Origin of the sequence: Celeribacter sp. PS-C1 (assembly GCF_019429625.1) — a bacterium.
Lineage (GTDB): Bacteria > Pseudomonadota > Alphaproteobacteria > Rhodobacterales > Rhodobacteraceae > Celeribacter.
Genome location: NZ_JAHXRW010000005.1, coordinates 284,022 through 302,457, shown reverse-complemented (window position 1 = coordinate 302,457; position 18,436 = coordinate 284,022). Strand labels below are relative to the sequence as shown.

Here is an 18,436-nt window from a genome sequence, read left to right as displayed (position 1 = left end):
ACAGCGCCGCGCGGCGGCCGTCGCACGCCGTTGAAGGCCAACACCGACGCCGCCCTGCTGCACTGCTCGGACAAGGTCCGTTGCCTCGTCGTCAAGCACACCGGCGACCAGATCTCCTGGGTGCAGGGTCGCGATGTCGACGTCAAATACCTGATGGAGCACGCGTCTCCTGATTGCCCGCCGCGTCCGATGAACGCCGAAGATCCGCTCTTCATCCTCTACACCTCCGGCTCTACGGGCAAACCGAAGGGCGTCGTGCACAGCTCCGGCGGCTATCTCGCCTATGCAGCCCTCACTCATAAATACGTCTTCGACTACCACGACGGCGACGTCTTCTGGTGCACCGCCGACGTCGGCTGGGTCACAGGCCACAGCTACATCGTCTACGGTCCGCTCGCCAACGGCGCCACCACCGTGATGTTCGAAGGCGTGCCGACCTACCCCGACGCGGGCCGCTTCTGGGCCGTTTGCGAAAAGCATAAGGTCAACCAGTTCTACACCGCACCGACTGCACTGCGCTCGCTCATGGGACAGGGCAACGAATGGGTCGAGAAATACGACCTGTCCTCGCTCAAACTCCTGGGCACCGTCGGCGAACCGATCAACCCGGAGGCCTGGAACTGGTACAATGAGGTCGTCGGCAAAGGAAACTGCCCCATCGTCGACACCTGGTGGCAGACCGAAACCGGTGGCCACCTGTTGACCCCGCTGCCGGGCGCAATTCCGACCAAACCGGGCTCCGCGACGAAACCCTTCTTCGGCGTGCAGCCGGTCATTCTGGACGCCACCACCGGCGAGGAAATGACCGACACCGAGACCGAAGGCGTGCTCTGCATCAAGGACTCCTGGCCCGGCCAAATGCGCACCGTCTGGGGCGATCACGAGCGCTTCCAGGAAACCTATTTCCAGCAGTACAAAGGCTATTACTTCTCCGGCGACGGCTGCCGCCGCGACGCGGATGGCTACTACTGGATCACCGGCCGCGTCGACGATGTGATCAACGTCTCCGGCCACCGCATGGGCACGGCCGAGGTCGAATCCGCCCTCGTCGCCCACGCCAAGGTCGCCGAAGCCGCGGTCGTCGGCATGCCGCATGAACTCAAGGGCCAGGGCATCTACGCCTATGTGACCTTGATGAACGATGTGGAACCGACCGACGAGCTGCGGGTCGAGCTGGAGAAATGGGTCCGCACAGAGATCGGCCCGATCGCCAAACCGGACTTCATCCAATGGGCCCCGGGTCTTCCGAAAACCCGCTCCGGCAAAATCATGCGCCGCATCCTGCGCAAAATCGCCGAGAACGACACCGGCTCACTGGGCGACACATCCACACTCGCAGAACCAGCCGTCGTCGACGAGTTGATTGCGAATTCGCTTTACCAAAAATCTGCGTGACATTTTCGCAGATATGGTAGGCTATTAGCATCACCCCCGCGAAATGAGGGGTGATGCGCCTCTCAGCCAAGGAGCCGGCAGGAACGGATATCTGGGCTGATCTGGCAAGAAAGGGCGGGTCCCGCGAGGAGGCGGGGGTCGTGACTTAAAAAACCCGACTGGTTTTCACAAACCCCGGGTTAGGGACAAAAGGGAGGACCGCACTCATGGCGGATAATTCAGAAAACAATGCCTATTGGTCAGCGAACAAGCGGATCATCGGCATCTCTTTGGTGATTTGGTTCATCTGTTCTTTCGGCTTCGGCATTCTGCTGCGCCCGATGCTTGCGGGCATTAAAATCGGCGGCACGGATCTCGGCTTCTGGTTCGCCCAGCAAGGCTCGATCCTAGTGTTCCTCGTGCTCATTTTCACCTACGCGGCGAAGATGAACAAACTCGACAAGCAACACGGCGTGGACGAATAAGGAGCATCATCAATGGATCAGTTTACCCTCAACCTTATCGTTGTGGGCGCGACCTTTGCGCTCTACATCGGTATCGCGATCTGGGCCCGCGCGGGTTCCACATCTGAATTCTATGCGGCTGGCCGGGGCGTGCACCCCGTCGTCAACGGCATGGCCACGGGCGCGGACTGGATGTCTGCGGCCTCCTTTATCTCCATGGCGGGGATCATCTCTTTCGGCGGCTACAACACCTCGGCCTACCTGATGGGTTGGACCGGCGGCTACGTGCTGCTCGCCATGCTGATCGCGCCTTACCTGCGTAAATTCGGCAAGTTCACCGTGCCCGAGTTCATCGGCGACCGTTTCTACAGCCAAACGGCCCGCACCGTGGCTGTGATCTGTCTCATCACCGCGTCCCTGACCTACGTGATTGGCCAGATGACCGGCGTCGGCGTCGCGTTCTCGCGCTTCCTCGAAGTGGACAACACCACCGGTCTTCTGATTGGTGCGGCCATCGTGTTCTTCTACGCCGTCATCGGCGGCATGAAAGGCATCACCTACACGCAGGTGGCACAATACGTCGTGTTGATCACCGCCTACACCATTCCGGCGATCTTCATCTCGCTCAAGCTGACCGGCAACCCGATCCCGCCGCTTGGCCTGTTCGCAGACGCGAAATCCACCGGTCTGCCGATCCTCGAGACGCTGAACGGCATGCTCGAAGATCTCGGCTTTGCGGAATACACCCGTCAGACCGACACCACGCTCAACATGTTCCTGTTCACCGTGTCCCTGATGATCGGCACCGCAGGTCTGCCGCACGTGATCGTGCGCTTCTTCACCGTGCCGACCGTGGCGGATGCCCGTTCTTCTGCCGGTTGGGCGCTTGTGTTCATCGCGCTTCTGTATCTCACCGCTCCGGCTGTGGGCGCCATGGCTCGCGTGAACCTGATCGACACCTTCTACCCGAACGGCACACAGAGCGAAGCTGTGTCCCTCGACGCGATCGAGAACAGTGAAAGCCTCGACTGGGTGCGCAACTGGGAGCAAACCGGCCTGCTTGGCTTTGATGACAAGAACGGCAACGGTCTGATCGAGTACAACGGCTCTGCCGAAAACGAACTCACCGTGAACCGCGACATCATCACGCTGGCAAACCCGGAAATCGCAAACCTGCCGGGTTGGGTGATCGCACTGGTCGCTGCCGGTGGTCTCGCTGCCGCACTTTCCACCGCTGCGGGTCTCTTGATGGCGATCTCTTCCGCTGTCTCTCACGACCTCATCAAGTCGCAGATCAATCCGTCGATCTCGGAAAAAGGCGAACTGATGTCGGCACGTGTCTCCATGGCCGTGGCCATCGTGATCGCGACTTACCTGGGCCTCAACCCTCCGGGCTTTGCGGCACAAACCGTGGCTCTCGCCTTCGGTCTGGCAGCATCGTCGATCTTCCCGGCACTCCTGATGGGCATCTTCTCGAAGCGCGTCAACAACAAGGGCGCCGTGGCAGGCATGATTGCTGGTCTCGCTGTGACGGTTGTCTACATCTTCCTCCACAAAGGCTGGTTCTTCATCCCGGGCACCAACTCCTTTGACGACAGCGATCCGCTTCTGCTGTCGATCAAATCGACCTCCTTCGGGTCCATCGGTGCTCTGGTGAACTTCGTCGTGGCCTATGTGGTGTCCAACGCCACGGATGAGCCGCCGGTGGAAATCCAGGAGCTGGTCGAAAGCGTCCGCATCCCGCGCGGTGCTGGGGGAGCCGTCGACCACTAAAAAAGGTTTGGGCTGGCGTCACCGCCAGTCCATCTTCATATTGGGCGCGGGAGGTCATCTTCCGCGCCCTTTTTTAACCGCTTTTCCCGAGAGGCCCGCGATGAGCGCCACATCCAAGATCATCGACTTTCTGCAAATCACCCACCCCTATGACGTGCTGCCGAAAGACGACTTGGTCGAGCTTGCGACCGGTTTTTCGCGCAAAACCTATTCCGAGGGCGAGGTAATCTACGCCCACGGCGAATTGCTTGAAGGTCTCTATCTGATCAAGGAAGGCTCCGTCGAAATCACCGACGCCAATGGCGCGCAGATGTCGCTGTTGCAGAAGTCGAACCATTTTGGCGAGCGCGGGCTGTTGCGCGATGGCGTGGCGGCGACAACGGCGACCGCAGCTTCTGCCTGCACGATCCTTTTGCTCACGCCCGAGGCCTTCAAATCCGAAGTGGCCGCAAACCCCGAATTTGCCCGCTATTTCAACCGCGGCCAGGCCCGTCCGAAATCCGCATCGGGCCTGATGACGCAACATGTCTCCGATCTCATGGCGAAGGCGCCGGTGACCTGTGCGGAAAGCTCGACGATTGCGGATTGCGCCCGACTGATGCGCGACGAGAAGGTTTCCTCGGTCGCGGTGACCGAGGGCGAGCGCCTTTTGGGCCTCGTCACCGTGCGCGACATGACGAACAAGGTCTTGGCCGAAGGCCGTGACACGGCCCTGCCTGTTGCCACCATCATGGCGAAAGACCCGATCACGCTCACGCCCGGCGCGCTTGGCACCGATGTGATCCACGTCATGCTGGAGAACCACATCGGGCATTTGCCCATCGTCGAGGGCGGCAAGCTGGTCGGCATGGTCACCCAGACCGACATCACCCGGTTCTTTGGATCGAGCCAGACCCAGATGGTCTTTGATCTGAGCAAAGCCGAAAGCATCGCCGATATGGCCGCCGTCACCGCGCGCCTGCCCGAGTTTCTCATGCAGCTCGTCGGCAGCCATCTGGCCCATGATGTGGTGACACGCAAGATCACCGACATTGCCGACATCGTCACGCGGCGCTTGCTCAAAATGGCAGAAGAGGAATTCGGCCCCGCCCCAGTGCCATACCTCTGGGCCGCCTGCGGGTCCCAAGGTCGACGCGAACAAACCGGCGTCTCGGATCAGGACAATTGCCTGATCATCGACAACGCGGCAACCGACGCCGACATGGAGTATTTCCGCAAATTCGCGCGCTTTGTCTGCGACGGGTTGGACGCCTGCGGCTATGTCTATTGTCCGGGCGACATGATGGCTATGGCGGACCGCTGGTGCCAACGCCTCTCGGTTTGGGAAGGCTATTTCAACAAATGGATCGCGGCACCCGACAATGAGGCGCAGATGCTGGCCTCCGTTATGTATGACCTCCGCCCCATCGCGGGCGACGAGAGCCTCTTCAAACCGTTGCAGAAAACCGCGCTGGATGCGGCCGCGAAGAATTCTATTTTCGTCGCGCATATGATTTCGAACTCTTTGAAACACACGCCGCCTCTGGGTCTGCTCAGGGGCTTTGCGACGATCAAATCCGGCGAGCATCGCAATCAGCTTGATATGAAAGCCAACGGTGTCGTCCCCATCGTCGATCTCGGTCGTGTTTATGCGCTTCAGGGCAAGCTCTCTGTGGCCAACACCCGCGCGCGGATCGAAGGCGCGATTGAGGCCGGGGTAATTTCCGAGACCGGCGGAAAGGACCTCTTGGCCGCCTACGACATGATCGCCACCGCCCGCCTTGAACATCAGGCCGAACAGGTCCGCATCGGTCAAAAGCCCGACAATTTCCTGAGCCCCTCGGCGATTCCGGCGTTCGAGCGCTCTCACCTGCGCGATGCTTTCGTCATCGTGCGCACCATGCAATCTTCGCTCGGATCAAGCTCCGCGCGCTCATAACAAAAAGGGTCAAACCCATGCTTCTCGAATTCATCGCCACCATTTCCGCAGGCGTCGGGGCCGCCGGGATCATCCTTGCGCTGCAAAAATTGCTGCGTTTACCGATGCCCAAATGGGCGATGCCCGCCGCGGCCGGTCTTTCGATGCTGGCCTTTACGATCTGGTCCGATTACTCGTGGTTTTCACGCGCAGAACAAGGGCTTGGCGAGAGTAAAGTGGTCGCTATGACGGTCGACAAGCGCCAGATTTGGCGCCCCTGGACCTTTGTTTTCCCAGTCACCACACAATTTATCGCGCTCGACAAAGCGGACGCCAAGGTCGACGGCGCTATGGTGGAAACCGACATGTATCTTTTGGCGCGCCGGTCCGAGAGCGCCATCGTGCCCGTGGCTTTCGATTGCCTGATGTCGCGCCGCGCCGATACCGTTGGCTTGCCGGAGGGCGATCTGTCGGGCGCCACATGGTATGACATGAACGAGAATGACCCGATCTTGCGCACGGCTTGCGATGACTTGAGGTAAACGTCATTCGAGGGGAGGAGGAAACATATGGCAGATCAAAAGCGCATCCTTCTGGTCGAGGATGAGGACAATATCGCCATCGCCATCGAAGTTTTACTGGGCCGCGCAGGCTATGAGCTTTTGCGCGTGTCCCGTGGCGATCAGGCCCTCCCCAACATCCGCGCGCAAAAGCCCGATCTCGTGCTCCTTGATGTGACACTTCCGGGGCTGTCGGGCTATGAGGTCTGTCAACGCCTGCGCCGCGATCCCGAATTGGCCCATACACCCGTCCTCATGATGTCGGCGCGCGCTTCCAAAGCCGAACAGCGCAAGGGCGTGGCCATGGGCGCAAATGCATTTTTGACGAAACCCTTTGGCATGGATGATCTGTTGAGCGCCGTTGCCAAATGGTCCGAAGGAGGTTCGCATGAAAGTTGAGCATTGGTCTTTGCGACTTCGGGTCTTTTTGTTTTTCGCCTTTCTCGCGGTCGTCGCGATCTCCGGAGAAACGGTCGGGCTCTACCTCGGCTTTGCCCGGATGGACGACCCCGAGGCCATCGACGGTTTTGTCTTTGCCGGTGTGATCGCGGGCTTTGCCACTTTAGCCGTGGTCGCTTGGGTCTGGTTCCTTTTCGACGAACATCTCGCCCGCCCGATTCAGCGGCTTGCGGGTGGGATGCTCGCCCGGGCGCATGCCGATGTTGAGGACTCTTTGGATGAAAAAACCGCGCGTTATCTGGGCGACCTGGCCCCCGCTGCCCGCGCGGTGACGGAAAACCTCACCGCAACGCGCAACAAACTGGCCGAAAGCGTTGCTCAGGAGACCACGCGGCTCATCGAGGAAAAAGAGAAACTCACGGCTCTCTCCGCCGAGATGCCGCTTGGGATTGTGCTTGTGTCCGGTCATCACAAGATCGCATTCTACAATGGTGCAGCCGCCGATCTCATGTCTGCCGATCATGCGCCCGGTCTCGATCATTCGATCTTCGATTTCCTACGAGCCCGCCCGATTCAATCCGCCTATGCCCGGCTCTGCGCTGGCGAAGGTGGAGATGGACATGTGCTGCCGCTCACGGTTGCCACCACACATGGCGGCGAAGTGCTCTCTGCGCGCATGCGCCTGATGCACGCCCCGGACGAAGGTGACATCACCCCACCCTATGTGCTGACGCTGGATGATGTGACCTCTGATCTCACGGTGCATGCCGAACGTGAAAAGCTTCTGTCGCGTCTCTTTGCCACTCTGCGCCCCTCCATCGCCTCGCTGCAAACCACGCTGGCCGCACGCACAATGGATGACAATTTGCGCAGCGATCCGCGCCTGGACGCAGCACTTGTCGATGAGATGGAGAAACTTACCGGCGTGATCGCAAAGCTCGATGAAGAATATGAGGCCGGAAAAGCAAACTGGTGGCCGATGGCACAGGTGCGCAGCGCCGAGCTTTGCGATGCGCTCAGCGCGCAGTTGCAACAGGATGACATCGCCTTGATCGCCGATGCTTCCGACGCCATGGCGCTCACCTTGGATGCGGTTCAGATCATCACGCTTCTGTCCCATATCGCCCGCCACATCACCCGCACTGGCGGTCGCGCGCTGTCTTTTCTGATCAGCCGCGACGAAGGCGGCGGTGCGATGCTGGCGCTCGGTTGGAGTGGCGATCCCTTGTCGGTTGATCTGTTGGAAAGCTGGCTCTCCGAAACTCTCGATGTGGGCCTCGTCGATATGAGCGGTCGCGACATTTTAGAAGCCCATGGCACGGAAATCTGGCCCGAATTCGGACGCGCTTCCCGTGCTGTTCTCAAACTGCCGATCCGCGAAGCGCGCCGTTTGCGGCGCACCTTGGGCGATGGCCGCCGCGCCGTAACTTATGACTTTGATCTCTTGTTGAAAACACCGCCGAAAGAGCTGATGGAAACGCCGCTCTCGGAGCTGTCCTATGTGGTCTTCGACACGGAAACCACCGGGCTATTGCCATCCCAAGGCGACGAGATTTGCCAGATCGCGGCCCTCCGTGTCGTGAACAGCAAAGTGATTGAGAACGAAGCGCTCGACCTGCTCGTGAACCCCGGGCGCAATATCCCGAAATCGGCCACCGAAGTGCACCATATCACCAACGCCATGGTCAAGGACGCGCCCAAGATCGATGTGGCCGGGCGGCAGCTTCATAGCTTTGCCCGGGGTGCCGTTCTAGTCGCCCACAACGCGCCTTTCGATTTGGAATTCCTGCGCCGTCATGAGGCCGGGATCGGGGTAAAGTTCACCAACCCGGTGCTCGACACCGTGCTTTTGTCTGCTATCGTTTTCGGCCAATCCGAAGAACACACACTCGACGCGATCTCCAAACGTCTCGGCGTCAAAATCCCGCCCGAGGCACGTCACACAGCCATGGGCGACACGATTGCAACGGCGGATGTGTTTATCAAACTGCTGCGCATGGCCGAGGAAAAAGGCATCCACACTTTTGGCGACGCCCTCACGGAGATGCGCAAACACAAACGGCTTTTGCAGGACGCAAACGAGCCCGCGTAAGTCAGCTTAGGGCACGAATTTTACCAATCGCGTCACGGTGATCAAAAAAGGGCACATGTTCCGGCGGCATGTCTTTATGGAGCGCCGCCTCGACTTCCGCTAGAACAACCCGCGTGACAAAAGGCAGATCAAACGCCCGCGCGCCCTCAAGTGTCACCCATTGTAAATGAGACAACTCATCCTCGGCACGGGAAAAGTCATCCGGATCATTGGCGATATCCTCGGCTTTGATCAGGAAGAACCGCGCATCGAACCGGCGCGGGCGGCCCGGCGGCGTGATCGCGCGAAAGATGAACTGCGCCTCGCGGGTGGCATTCAGGATCAACCCCGTCTCCTCGCGCAACTCCCGCACCGCCGCCGTCACCAAAGCGGCGGCCAGTTCGGGCGAGGCCTCGGTCGACAATCGGCGCAGGGTCTCCGGATCCAGAGCGACAGGTGAGGCGAAATCCTCTGCATCCACCGCACCGCCCGGAAAGACGAATTTACCCGGCATGAATACGGCACTCCGCCCGCGCTGCCCCATGAGCACACGCGGCCCTTCCGCGCCGTCACGCAAGAGAACCACCGTGGCAGCATCGCGAATTGGAACATCAGTTGTCATGACATCAACCTAGCCGTCCGTCGCGGCACGCGAAAGACCTCGCGTGAGAGGATGGTGAAAAGCCAGAAGCGAAGCGGGATCAAGGCCCGTCGCGCGCACTCAAATTGCGGCGCGCATCCGACGCAAACGAAGCGCATTCGACACCACAAACACAGAGGACATCGCCATCGCGCCTGCGCCCAGCATGGGCGACAACTGCAAGCCAAAGGACGGGTAAAGCACCCCCGCCGCCACCGGAATGAGCGCGGCGTTATAGGCAAAGGCCCAGAACAGGTTCTGACGAATATTGCCCATGGTTTTGCGGCTCACATCCAAGGCGGTGACCACCGCGCTCGGATCACCGCCCATAAGCACCACATCCGCTGCCTCTATCGCCACATCCGTGCCGGTGCCGACCGCGATGCCAACATCAGCGGAGGCCAGAGCAGGTGCATCATTGATCCCGTCGCCGACAAAACCGACGGCGCCGTGGCTCTCCTTGAGCGCTTCAACGGTTTTGGCTTTGCCTTTCGGCAGCACTTCGGCCTCTACATGATCAATACCCAGATCGCGCGCCACGGCTTCGGCTGCACGGCGCGTGTCACCGGAGACCATCGCCACTTTGATGCCGCGCGCATGAAGCGCCTCAATCGCCTTACGAGACGCAGGCCGGATCGGGTCGGAAATGCCGAGAACCATCGCGGCCTCACCGTTGCGTGCCACCAGAACCGGGGTGCGGCCCTGATCGGCCAGCTCTGCAAGCGGCGCTTCAAACGCAGTCACGTCAATCTTTTCACGGGTCATCAGACGCATGTTGCCGACGAGAAGCGAGACATCTCCGATCTCCGCCTTGATGCCGTGACCCGCAATAGCACGGGCCTTGTCCACCTCCGGCAAGCCCAGACCACGCGCCTCTGCAGCGCGCTCGATGGCGCGGGCAATCGGATGTTCGGATTCTGCCTCAACGGCAGCCACCTCGGCCAAAAGCGCTTCTTCATCTCCCGAAAATGTCACCAGATCGGTGACATCCGGGCGGCCTTCGGTGAGCGTGCCGGTTTTATCGAAAGCGATCACCTTGACCTCTTGCAGAGCTTGCAGCGCGTCGCCTTTACGGAACAAAACGCCCAACTCTGCGGCACGCCCCGTGCCCACCATGATCGAGGTCGGCGTCGCCAGCCCCATAGCGCAGGGACAGGCGATGATCAGCACGGCAACGCCTGCGACCAGAGCATGCGCCAGCGCGGGCTCCGGCCCGACAGCGAACCAGATCACAACAGTCACAGCGGCCAGCACCATGACGGCGGGCACGAAATACATTGTCACCTTATCCACCATCGACTGGATCGGCAGCTTGGCGCCCTGCGCCTCCTCGACCATGCGGATGATCTGCGCCAGCATCGTGTCCGCACCGACTTTTTCGGCGACATAGGTCATCGCACCCTCGCCGTTCACCGTACCAGCGATGACCGGACTGCCTTCGGCCTTCGCAACCGGGATCGGCTCGCCAGAGATCATCGCCTCATCGACATGGCTGTCGCCTGTCAAAACCTTGCCATCTACCGCGATCTTTTCGCCCGGACGCAGGTGGAGCACATCGCCCACGACGACCTCTTCAATCGGTAGTTCGATCACCTCACCCGCGCGTTCAACCCGCGCGGTCTTGGCGCGCATGCCCGCGAGTTTGCGAATGGCCTCTCCGGTTTGCCCCTTGGCTCGCGCTTCCAGAAAACGGCCCAGAAGGATCAGGGTCACGATGACAGCGGCTGCTTCGAAATAAACATTCTGCGCGCCCATCGGCACGATCTGCGGCCAGAAGGTCACAACGGTGGAATAAAGAAACGCCGCCCCTGCGCCCAGCGCGACCAGAGCGTTCATATCCGGCCCGCCTTTCAACAGAGACGGGATGCCTTTGGCGAAAAATACGCAACCGGGGACTGCCAAGACGACAGCCGTCAGGGCAAATTGAACCATACGCCAGAGCCATTCCGGAACAGTCATCATCCACCAGTGATGCAGCGCGGGGATCAAATGCCCGCCCATTTCGATGACGAAGATCGGCAAGGTGAGCGCGGCGGCGAGGATCAGTTTCGATTTGAGCGCCCGCGCCTCGTCGGCCTTGCGGTTCTCGGGCGCGGCCTCCCGGTCGATCCGCGGCTTGGCTTCATAGCCCGCTTTCGCGATAGCTTTTTTCAGGCTTTCGGCATCCTGTACACCGCTCAGATAGGCGACCGTCGCCGTTTCCGCCGCCAGATTGACGGAGGCCTCCGTGACGCCCTCTTGCTGTGCCAAAGCGCGCTCCACGCGGCCCACGCAAGACGCACAGGTCATGCCCTCGACATCGAACACCAACTCCTCGACACGCGCCGGATAGCCCGCCTTGTCCAGCACCGTTATGAGATCAGAGACCTTCACCGCATCGTCAAACGACACCTCTGCACTCTCGGTCGCAAGGTTCACATTCGCCTCCGAGACCCCTTCGGTGCCCTTCAGCGCACGCTCAACGCGGCCTACGCAAGAGGCGCAGGTCATACCTTCGACGGAAAGACGGGTGCTGTGCATTTTGTCGCTCTGGCCTTTGGAACAAGATTGGCTACATATGTAGGGTAACAGATGCGTAGAGGCGAGTGCGGCCCCGCATAAACCAACAATTTCCCTCAGAAAGGTGACAATATGTCCGTCTTTTCCGTCCCCGACATGAGCTGTGGCCACTGCAAAGCCACGATCACCGAAGCTTTGGAGGCCATCGACGACACGGTCGAGATCGACGCCGATATGGAAGCGCGCGAGATCGACGTGTTCTCGGAAGCCGGCGACGAGGCGATTTTGATTGCCTTGAAAAACGCAGGCTACCCAGCGACGCTCAAATCCTGATTTCGCTCCAGATCTGCGCCCTCCGGCCCATTGCAACCGCCCTTATGCCACGCGATAAAGGGGCTGAAACGGGGTCGGAGGACGCAAGTCATGACAAAAGCAGGGCTTTGGACAGGTACGGAATTGCGGCTTTGGAATCTGAACGCAGCAAACGCAGCGCCTGAGTCCGTCTTGTTGCCTGATGGTCTCTCCGAAGAAGCCACGCCTGAGCTCATCGCGGGCACCAATGCGCTGCCCCGCACCCTGCCCTGCACGGCGCTTCCCGATACTTTGGCCTCTGGCACGATCCCCCCGCTTACGCAGGCCACGCCCCTGACCGTCACGCTTGGCGAAGAGGTCGCCGTGGCGGGATTCATTTCGCTCAATCCCAAATTCGACGGCATCCTCTGCTTGCCCGGAGCGCAAAGCACGCTGTGGGCGCATGTGAGTGCCGAGGAGATCGTCTCTATGCGGCGATTTCTGACCGGCGCGATGGTGGCGGGCGCGCTTGACGCGGAACTGACCGTAGCGGACGAGGACGCTTTCAAAGAGGCGCTCTCCGACACGATGTCCCGCCCGGAGAACGCCGCCTTGAAACTGGCGAGCGCTCAGGCAGAAGTGTCGCAGAACGGGATGAGCCAAGCCGATGCCGCCTCACTCGCCAGCGCCGCTTTGATCGGCGCGGAACTGGCCGCAACGCGGGCCTATTGGCTTGGGCAATCCGTCGCCCTCATTGGCGCAGCAGAGACCTGCGCCCCGTATAGAATCGCGCTCGACAGCCAATTCGTGCCCTTAATCATAGCCAATGAGAACGCAATGTACCGTGCAGGCTTCCAACTGGCGCAAGATCGGATCACCGGATGAAGGCCCAATTCGGCAAGCTCCAAGACGGGCGCACCGTCGATGCGATCACCCTGTCGGCGGGCGATCTGACCGCGACGGTGCTGACCTATGGCGCCATTCTCAACGACGTGCGGCTGCGCGGCGTGCCCTATAGCTTGACGCTGGGCAGTTCCGACATCGCCGCCTATGAGCACGGGCCGATGAACTATTTCGGCGCCATTGTCGGTCCGGTCGCCAATCGCATTGCAGACGCGCAGGCAGAACTAAACGGCGAGACTTTGCAGTTTGACGCCAACGAAGGACCGACCACGCTGCATGGCGGAGAGCACGGACTTCATACCGAGCATTGGCGCATCTCGGGGCTCACCGCCACCTCCCTGACGCTCACCCTCACGCTGCCCCACGGCAAGGGTGGTTTTCCGGGCAAACGGTTCCTGACCGCGCGCTATACGATCTTGGCCCCCGCCACTCTAACGCTTGAGCTAACGGCCACGACGGATGCGCCGACAGTCCTGAACCTTGCCAACCACTCCTATTGGAATTTGGACGGCACACCGACCACTGAAGGGCATAGGCTACAGGTCTTTGCGGAGCGCTATCTGCCCGTCGACGCGCGGATGATCCCGAAGGAAATTACGCCGGTCGCAGGCACGGGGTTTGATCTACGCGAAGGGCGCGTGCTCAGCCCCTCGGATGCCCAGCGCTATGATCACAATTTCTGCCTGTCCGAGACACGCGGCGTGATGAAACCCGCCGCCGTCCTGCGCGGCACATCTGGAATTGAGATGCGGATGGAAACGACAGAGCCGGGGCTACAGGTCTTTGACGCTGCCCCCATCGGCAGCGGGGATTTTCCGGGGCATCGCGGCGTGCCGGAAGTCGGGTTTTGCGGCGTGGCGCTGGAGGCGCAGGGCTGGCCGGATGCGCCGAACCACCCCGATTTTCCCTCCGTCCGGCTCGACCCGAATGAGACCTACCGGCAGGAAACGCGCTGGCGCTTTTCCAAAAAATAAGGCGGGGAACACCCCGCCTTTCTCTTATCCTTCGAGGGCCCCCTCGTACCATTTGCGAATGGCCATCCGACTGTCTTCGTCGAGATACATATAGCTGCCCGCCGGCGGCATCGCGTGGGTGACACCGGCCTGAAGCCAAATCTCTTTTGCGAGCGTCGCAACCTCCTGCGTGGTCTCTAGGCGAATACCCTTGGGCGGAGAGGCCATGCCCTCCCAATAGGGCTCTTTCGCGTGGCACATAGAACAGTTGGTGACGACGATATCATGCACATCCTCGAACCCCTCGGCGGCGGCAAATTTCTGCGCCATCGGGCCAAGAGCAGCCTCGTCTTCGCCGTCGTCCTGCATGTAGATGCCTGCTGTTGAGAGCCACATGACCGCCAAAAACAGCGCCGTTGTCAGCCCCCAAGTCCACCACAACATCCCACCACGCTTGTGCATCGTGTTGAAGAAATGCCGGATCGTGACGCCCATCAAGAACACCAAAGCCGCGATGATCCAGTTATACTTTGACGCGAAAGCCAGAGGATAGTGGTTCGACAGCATCATGAACAACACCGGCAAAGTCAGGTAGTTGTTGTGAGTCGAACGTTGCTTGGCGATCTTGCCGTATTTCGGATCGGGGGTGCGTCCGGCCTTGAGGTCCGCGACGACGATCTTCTGGTTCGGAATGATGATGAAGAACACATTGGCGCTCATGACCGTGGCGGTGAACGCGCCCAAATGCAGAAACGCCGCGCGGCCCGAGAAGATCTGGGTATAGCCCCAAGCCATCGCCACGAGGATGATGTAGAGAAAGATCATCAACCGCGTGTTGTCATCGCCGAACTTCGATTTGCACAGAAGATCATAGAGAATCCAGCCGATCGACAGCGATACGATGGAGACGATCACCGCCACCCAAGGCGCCATTTCCAGCACGTTGGGATCAACGAGATACAATTCCGCGCCCAAGTAATAGACCACGGCCATGAGGGCCGCGCCTGAGAGCCATGTCGCGTAGCTTTCCCATTTGAACCAGACGAGGTCCTCGGGCATCCGCGCCGGGGCGACCATGTATTTCTGGATGAAATAGAAGCCGCCGCCGTGGACTTGCCATTCCTCGCCGGAGACGCCCTGGCGCCGGTCAGAGGAAGGGTGCAGGCCCAGATCGAGCGCAATGAAGTAGAAAGACGAGCCGATCCATGCAATCGCGGTGATCACATGGACCCAACGCAGCGCAAATTCGGCCCATTCCCAGAAAATCGGTAGCAAACTCATCTTAACTCCCTCGGTAGGTCGAATAGCTGAACGGAGATAGCAAAAGCGGCACGTGATAATGACTGTCGGGGTCATTGATCCCAAAGCGGATCGGAATTTGATCGAGAAACAGCGGCTCTTCGCCAGCTTGCCCGGTGCGCTTCAAATAATCGCCCGCGAAAAAGATCAATTCATAAGTGCCGGTTTCGAATTTCTCCGCCGGAAGGATAGGCGCATCGGTGCGCCCGTCGTTGTTGGTGACGGCTGTCGCGATCTTGGTGCGGCTGTCGCCGGACACATGATATAACGAGATTTCGACCCCTTCGGCGGGGAGCCCCTTGGCCGTGTCGAGAACATGGGTGGTTAAAAAACCGGACGTCATGGAGAAGCTGCCCAAATTGTTAGCGTTTCCCTTCGAGACTGTCGGAAAGCTGCGACCGCAGCAACAATCATTCTCGCCAGATTGCATACAAAAGAGTATTCGATATTCGCAAGCCTACCAATTAGTCAAAAAACACGAAGGCCAAAGGAAATGCCGAAAAATCCACCGCGTTATGTTCGAAACATGTCTGGCTATGGCGCCAATGCCCCCGATCCCCAGTGGCCGGGTGGCGCGAAAGTCGCGGTGCAATTCGTGCTGAACTATGAAGAAGGCGGCGAAAACTGCATTCTGCATGGCGATGAAGCCTCCGAGGCGTTTCTGTCGGACATCGCGGGCGCGGCTATGTGGAAGGGCCAGCGCCACTGGAATATGGAATCGATCTACGAATATGGCGCGCGAGCCGGGTTCTGGCGGCTGCATCGCCTGTTCACCGGGGCCGACATTCCCGTGACGATCTACGGTGTGGCCACCGCTTTGGCGCGCTCCCCCGAACAGGTCGCCGCGATGCAGGACGCCGGCTGGGAGATCGCCTCGCATGGCCTCAAATGGGTCGAGCATAAGGACATGCCCGAGGACGAAGAACGCGCGGCGATTGCCGAGGCTGTCCGTCTACACGAAGAGGTCACCGGCGAGCGCCCCTACGGTTGGTACACCGGGCGCTGTTCCGCCAACACCGTGCGCTTGGTCGCCGAAGAGGGCGGATTTGACTATGTGTCCGACACGTATGACGACGACCTGCCCTATTGGCTCGAAGTCGGGGACCATGACCAGCTGATCATCCCCTACACGCTTGAGGCCAACGACATGCGCTTTGCGACTGCGCCGGGCTACATCACCGGCGAGCAGTTCTTTACCTATCTCAAGGACGCTTTCGATGTGCTCTATGCCGAAGGCACGGAAAGCACGCCGAAGATGATGAACATCGGGCTGCATTGCCGTTTGATCGGTCGTCCCGGCAAATTGGCAGGCCTCAAGAAGTTCATCGAATACATTAAGCGCTTTGACGATGTCTGGACCCCCCGGCGGATCGACATTGCGAAACATTGGGCTGCGACCCACCCGCATCAGCGCAAAGAAAAGCCCTCGGAGATGTCCAAAGATGCGTTCGTCGAAAAATTCGGCGGCATCTTCGAGCATTCGTCCTGGGTGGCCGAACGCGCCTGGGCGCTGGAACTTGGGCCCGCGCATGACAGCTGGATCGGCGTGCATTCCGTGCTCTGCCGCGCGTTCCGCTCGGCCTCCGAGGCTGAAAAAAGCGCTGTGTTGATTGCGCACCCTGATCTGGCCGGAAAACTCGCGCAGGCCAAACGCCTCACCGCCGAAAGCACGTCTGAGCAGGCCTCTGCGGGCCTTGATGCGCTGACCGACGAGGAACGCGCAACCTTCGAGGCGCTGAACACCCAATACACCGAAAAATTCGGCTTCCCCTTTATCATCGCGGTAAAAGACAATACCAAGGAAACAATCCTCGCGGCTTTCCACGCCCGACTGGAACACTCCAGAGACGACGAATTCAAAACGGCCTGCCAACAGGTCGAGCGGATCGCGTGGCACCGTTTGCAGGACATGGACTTCTAAGAGACCCCAATGAGCTACGAATACACCTATTGCGCCCCCACGGGGGGCCTGCCCGATCAGAACAACCACGCGCGCGAACGCGCCGTGTTCACCAATTCCTATGCCGTCATTCCGCATGGGGTGATGTCTGACATCGTCGTCAGCTACATGCCCGGCTGGGACAAGACCCGCGCATGGGTTTTGGCCCGTCCACTCACCGGTTTTGCCGAAACCTTCGCGCAGCTGATCGTCGAGGTCTCCCCTGGCGGCGGCTCCGCCGACCCGGAACCCGATCCGATGGCGGAATGCGTGATGTTCATCCTCGCGGGGCATCTGCGTGTCACCATTGGCGCGCGCGCCTATGAGTTGGACCCCGGCGGCTATGTTTTTGTGGCCCCCGGCGACAAATACACCGTGCAAAACGACAACGATACGCCCGCGACCTTCGTGTGGATCCGCAAACGCTACGAACCCGCACCGGGGATCGACGCACCCGAAAGCTTTGTCACCGCCGATATGGAGAAGCCGCCGATCGAGATGCCGAACACCTCGGGCTACTGGTCCACGTCGCGCTTCGTCGATCCGCATGACCTGCGCTATGACTTCCACGTCAATATCGTGACCTTCCTGCCGGGCGGCACCATTCCCTTCGCGGAAACCCATGTGATGGAACACGGGCTCTACGTGTTGCAGGGGCGTGGCGTGTATCTGTTGAACCAAGACTGGGTCGAAGTGTCCGAGGGCGATTTCCTCTGGCTGCGCGCCTTCTGCCCGCAGGCCTGCTACGCCGCCGGTCGACGCCCCTTCCGCTACCTGCTGTACAAAGATGTGAACCGTCATCCGAAGCTGGAGCTGGGATAACCCGCCGATGACTCTCAGCATCACGACAGAACCGCTGACGCCGGAGGCCTTTGCGCCTTACGGCGATGTGCTCGACGCCAAAGGCGCGCCGGACAAGATCATCAATCAGGGCAAATGCGGTCGCTACCATGACCGCGCTTTGGTCGATGTAGCACCCGAGACCGGAGGCCGCGTCGGCGTGTCGGTTTTTCACGCCGAATTGCGCAGCTTTCCCTACGCGCTTGATCTGATCGAACGCCACCCGGAAGGTTCGCAATGCTTCGTGCCGATGTCCGCCGATCCGTTTCTGATCATCGTCTCCGATGGCCCCGACGCCACGCCCCGCGCATTTGTCAGCGATGGGGCCCAAGCGATCAATTTCCACAAGGGCACTTGGCACGGCGTCCTCACGCCCCTGTCCGGCAACGGCATGTTCGCCGTGATCGACAGAATCGGCGAAACACCCAACCTCGAAGAGCATTGGTTCGAGACGCCATGGGTGGTCACGGAGGGTTAAGACAGCTTTGTTTTACGCACGTTAAGGCAATCTGCAATTTTCGGTCAATTTCCCTC

Annotated in this window: 17 protein-coding genes; 13 read left to right on the top strand and 4 right to left on the bottom strand. The window is 60.1% G+C overall.

From position 1 onward, the window contains the following. The 7 genes from acs to J5Y17_RS10075 all read left to right on the top strand — a co-directional run. Positions 1 to 1,395, top strand: a 1,395-nt coding sequence (gene acs / locus J5Y17_RS10105) for an acetate--CoA ligase (RefSeq protein WP_219785117.1), incomplete at its 5' end; no start/stop codon positions are given. A 206-nt stretch (positions 1,396 to 1,601) separates the two neighbouring features. Further along, positions 1,602 to 1,859, top strand: a complete 258-nt coding sequence (locus J5Y17_RS10100) for a DUF4212 domain-containing protein (protein ID WP_219785116.1) — start codon at positions 1,602 to 1,604, stop codon at positions 1,857 to 1,859. 12 nt (positions 1,860 to 1,871) lie between these two features. Next, complete coding sequence (locus J5Y17_RS10095) at positions 1,872 to 3,611, top strand: sodium:solute symporter family protein (RefSeq protein WP_219785115.1); 1,740 nt, start codon at positions 1,872 to 1,874, stop codon at positions 3,609 to 3,611. Positions 3,612 to 3,711: 100 nt separating this feature from the next. Then, positions 3,712 to 5,529: a DUF294 nucleotidyltransferase-like domain-containing protein gene (locus J5Y17_RS10090; protein ID WP_219785114.1), complete on the top strand. Its 1,818-nt coding sequence runs from the start codon at positions 3,712 to 3,714 to the stop codon at positions 5,527 to 5,529. 17 nt (positions 5,530 to 5,546) lie between these two features. Beyond that, on the top strand, positions 5,547 to 6,050 hold the full coding sequence (locus J5Y17_RS10085) for a hypothetical protein (RefSeq protein ID WP_219785113.1): 504 nt from the start codon (positions 5,547 to 5,549) through the stop codon (positions 6,048 to 6,050). 27 nt (positions 6,051 to 6,077) lie between these two features. Then, a complete protein-coding gene (locus J5Y17_RS10080) occupies positions 6,078 to 6,467 on the top strand; it encodes a response regulator transcription factor (RefSeq protein WP_219785112.1) in 390 nt (129 codons plus the stop codon). Then, a complete protein-coding gene (locus J5Y17_RS10075) occupies positions 6,457 to 8,559 on the top strand; it encodes an exonuclease domain-containing protein (RefSeq protein ID WP_219785111.1) in 2,103 nt (700 codons plus the stop codon). Before J5Y17_RS10080 ends, J5Y17_RS10075 begins: the two co-directional genes overlap by 11 nt. 1 nt (position 8,560) lies before the next feature. Here the strand turns inward: J5Y17_RS10075 and J5Y17_RS10070 are convergent, their stop codons facing one another. Together J5Y17_RS10070 and J5Y17_RS10065 are read right to left on the bottom strand one after the other, a co-directional pair. Further along, positions 8,561 to 9,160 (bottom strand): NUDIX hydrolase, encoded by a 600-nt coding sequence (locus tag J5Y17_RS10070; protein ID WP_219785110.1) that lies wholly within the window; start codon positions 9,158 to 9,160, stop codon positions 8,561 to 8,563. A 99-nt stretch (positions 9,161 to 9,259) separates the two neighbouring features. Next, on the bottom strand, positions 9,260 to 11,698 hold the full coding sequence (locus J5Y17_RS10065) for a heavy metal translocating P-type ATPase (protein ID WP_219785109.1): 2,439 nt from the start codon (positions 11,696 to 11,698) through the stop codon (positions 9,260 to 9,262). A 111-nt stretch (positions 11,699 to 11,809) separates the two neighbouring features. On the opposite strand from J5Y17_RS10065, the gene J5Y17_RS10060 reads away from it, so the two are divergent. From J5Y17_RS10060 to J5Y17_RS10050, 3 genes are all read left to right on the top strand, one after another. Further along, positions 11,810 to 12,010, top strand: a complete 201-nt coding sequence (locus J5Y17_RS10060) for a heavy-metal-associated domain-containing protein (RefSeq protein ID WP_219785108.1) — start codon at positions 11,810 to 11,812, stop codon at positions 12,008 to 12,010. 90 nt (positions 12,011 to 12,100) lie between these two features. After that, positions 12,101 to 12,853, top strand: coding sequence for a 2-dehydro-3-deoxygalactonokinase (locus J5Y17_RS10055; protein WP_219785107.1), 753 nt, complete (start codon positions 12,101 to 12,103; stop codon positions 12,851 to 12,853). Beyond that, positions 12,850 to 13,845: an aldose epimerase family protein gene (locus tag J5Y17_RS10050; protein WP_219785106.1), complete on the top strand. Its 996-nt coding sequence runs from the start codon at positions 12,850 to 12,852 to the stop codon at positions 13,843 to 13,845. The genes J5Y17_RS10055 and J5Y17_RS10050 overlap by 4 nt, the downstream gene beginning before the upstream one ends. Before the next feature lie 24 nt (positions 13,846 to 13,869). Here the strand turns inward: J5Y17_RS10050 and J5Y17_RS10045 are convergent, their stop codons facing one another. Together J5Y17_RS10045 and uraH are read right to left on the bottom strand one after the other, a co-directional pair. Beyond that, the gene (locus J5Y17_RS10045) at positions 13,870 to 15,105 is read right to left on the bottom strand and encodes a urate hydroxylase PuuD (RefSeq protein WP_219785105.1); all 1,236 of its coding nucleotides are present in this window, start codon (positions 15,103 to 15,105) and stop codon (positions 13,870 to 13,872) included. A 1-nt stretch (position 15,106) separates the two neighbouring features. After that, entirely contained in the window at positions 15,107 to 15,466 is a 360-nt protein-coding gene (gene uraH, locus J5Y17_RS10040) for a hydroxyisourate hydrolase (RefSeq protein WP_219785104.1), read from the bottom strand. A gap of 150 nt (positions 15,467 to 15,616) precedes the next feature. Between uraH and puuE the strand changes: the two genes are divergently transcribed. The 3 genes from puuE to J5Y17_RS10025 are packed head-to-tail and all read left to right on the top strand — an operon-like array spanning position 15,617 to position 18,380. Next, on the top strand, positions 15,617 to 17,044 hold the full coding sequence (gene puuE, locus J5Y17_RS10035; protein WP_219785103.1) for an allantoinase PuuE: 1,428 nt from the start codon (positions 15,617 to 15,619) through the stop codon (positions 17,042 to 17,044). A 9-nt stretch (positions 17,045 to 17,053) separates the two neighbouring features. Beyond that, a complete protein-coding gene (locus J5Y17_RS10030) occupies positions 17,054 to 17,884 on the top strand; it encodes a bifunctional allantoicase/(S)-ureidoglycine aminohydrolase (protein WP_219785102.1) in 831 nt (276 codons plus the stop codon). Between the two features lie 7 nt (positions 17,885 to 17,891). After that, positions 17,892 to 18,380 carry an ureidoglycolate lyase gene (locus J5Y17_RS10025; RefSeq protein WP_219785101.1) on the top strand — a complete coding sequence of 163 codons (489 nt, stop codon included), beginning with the start codon at positions 17,892 to 17,894 and terminating at the stop codon, positions 18,378 to 18,380. Positions 18,381 to 18,436 lie beyond the last annotated feature (56 nt).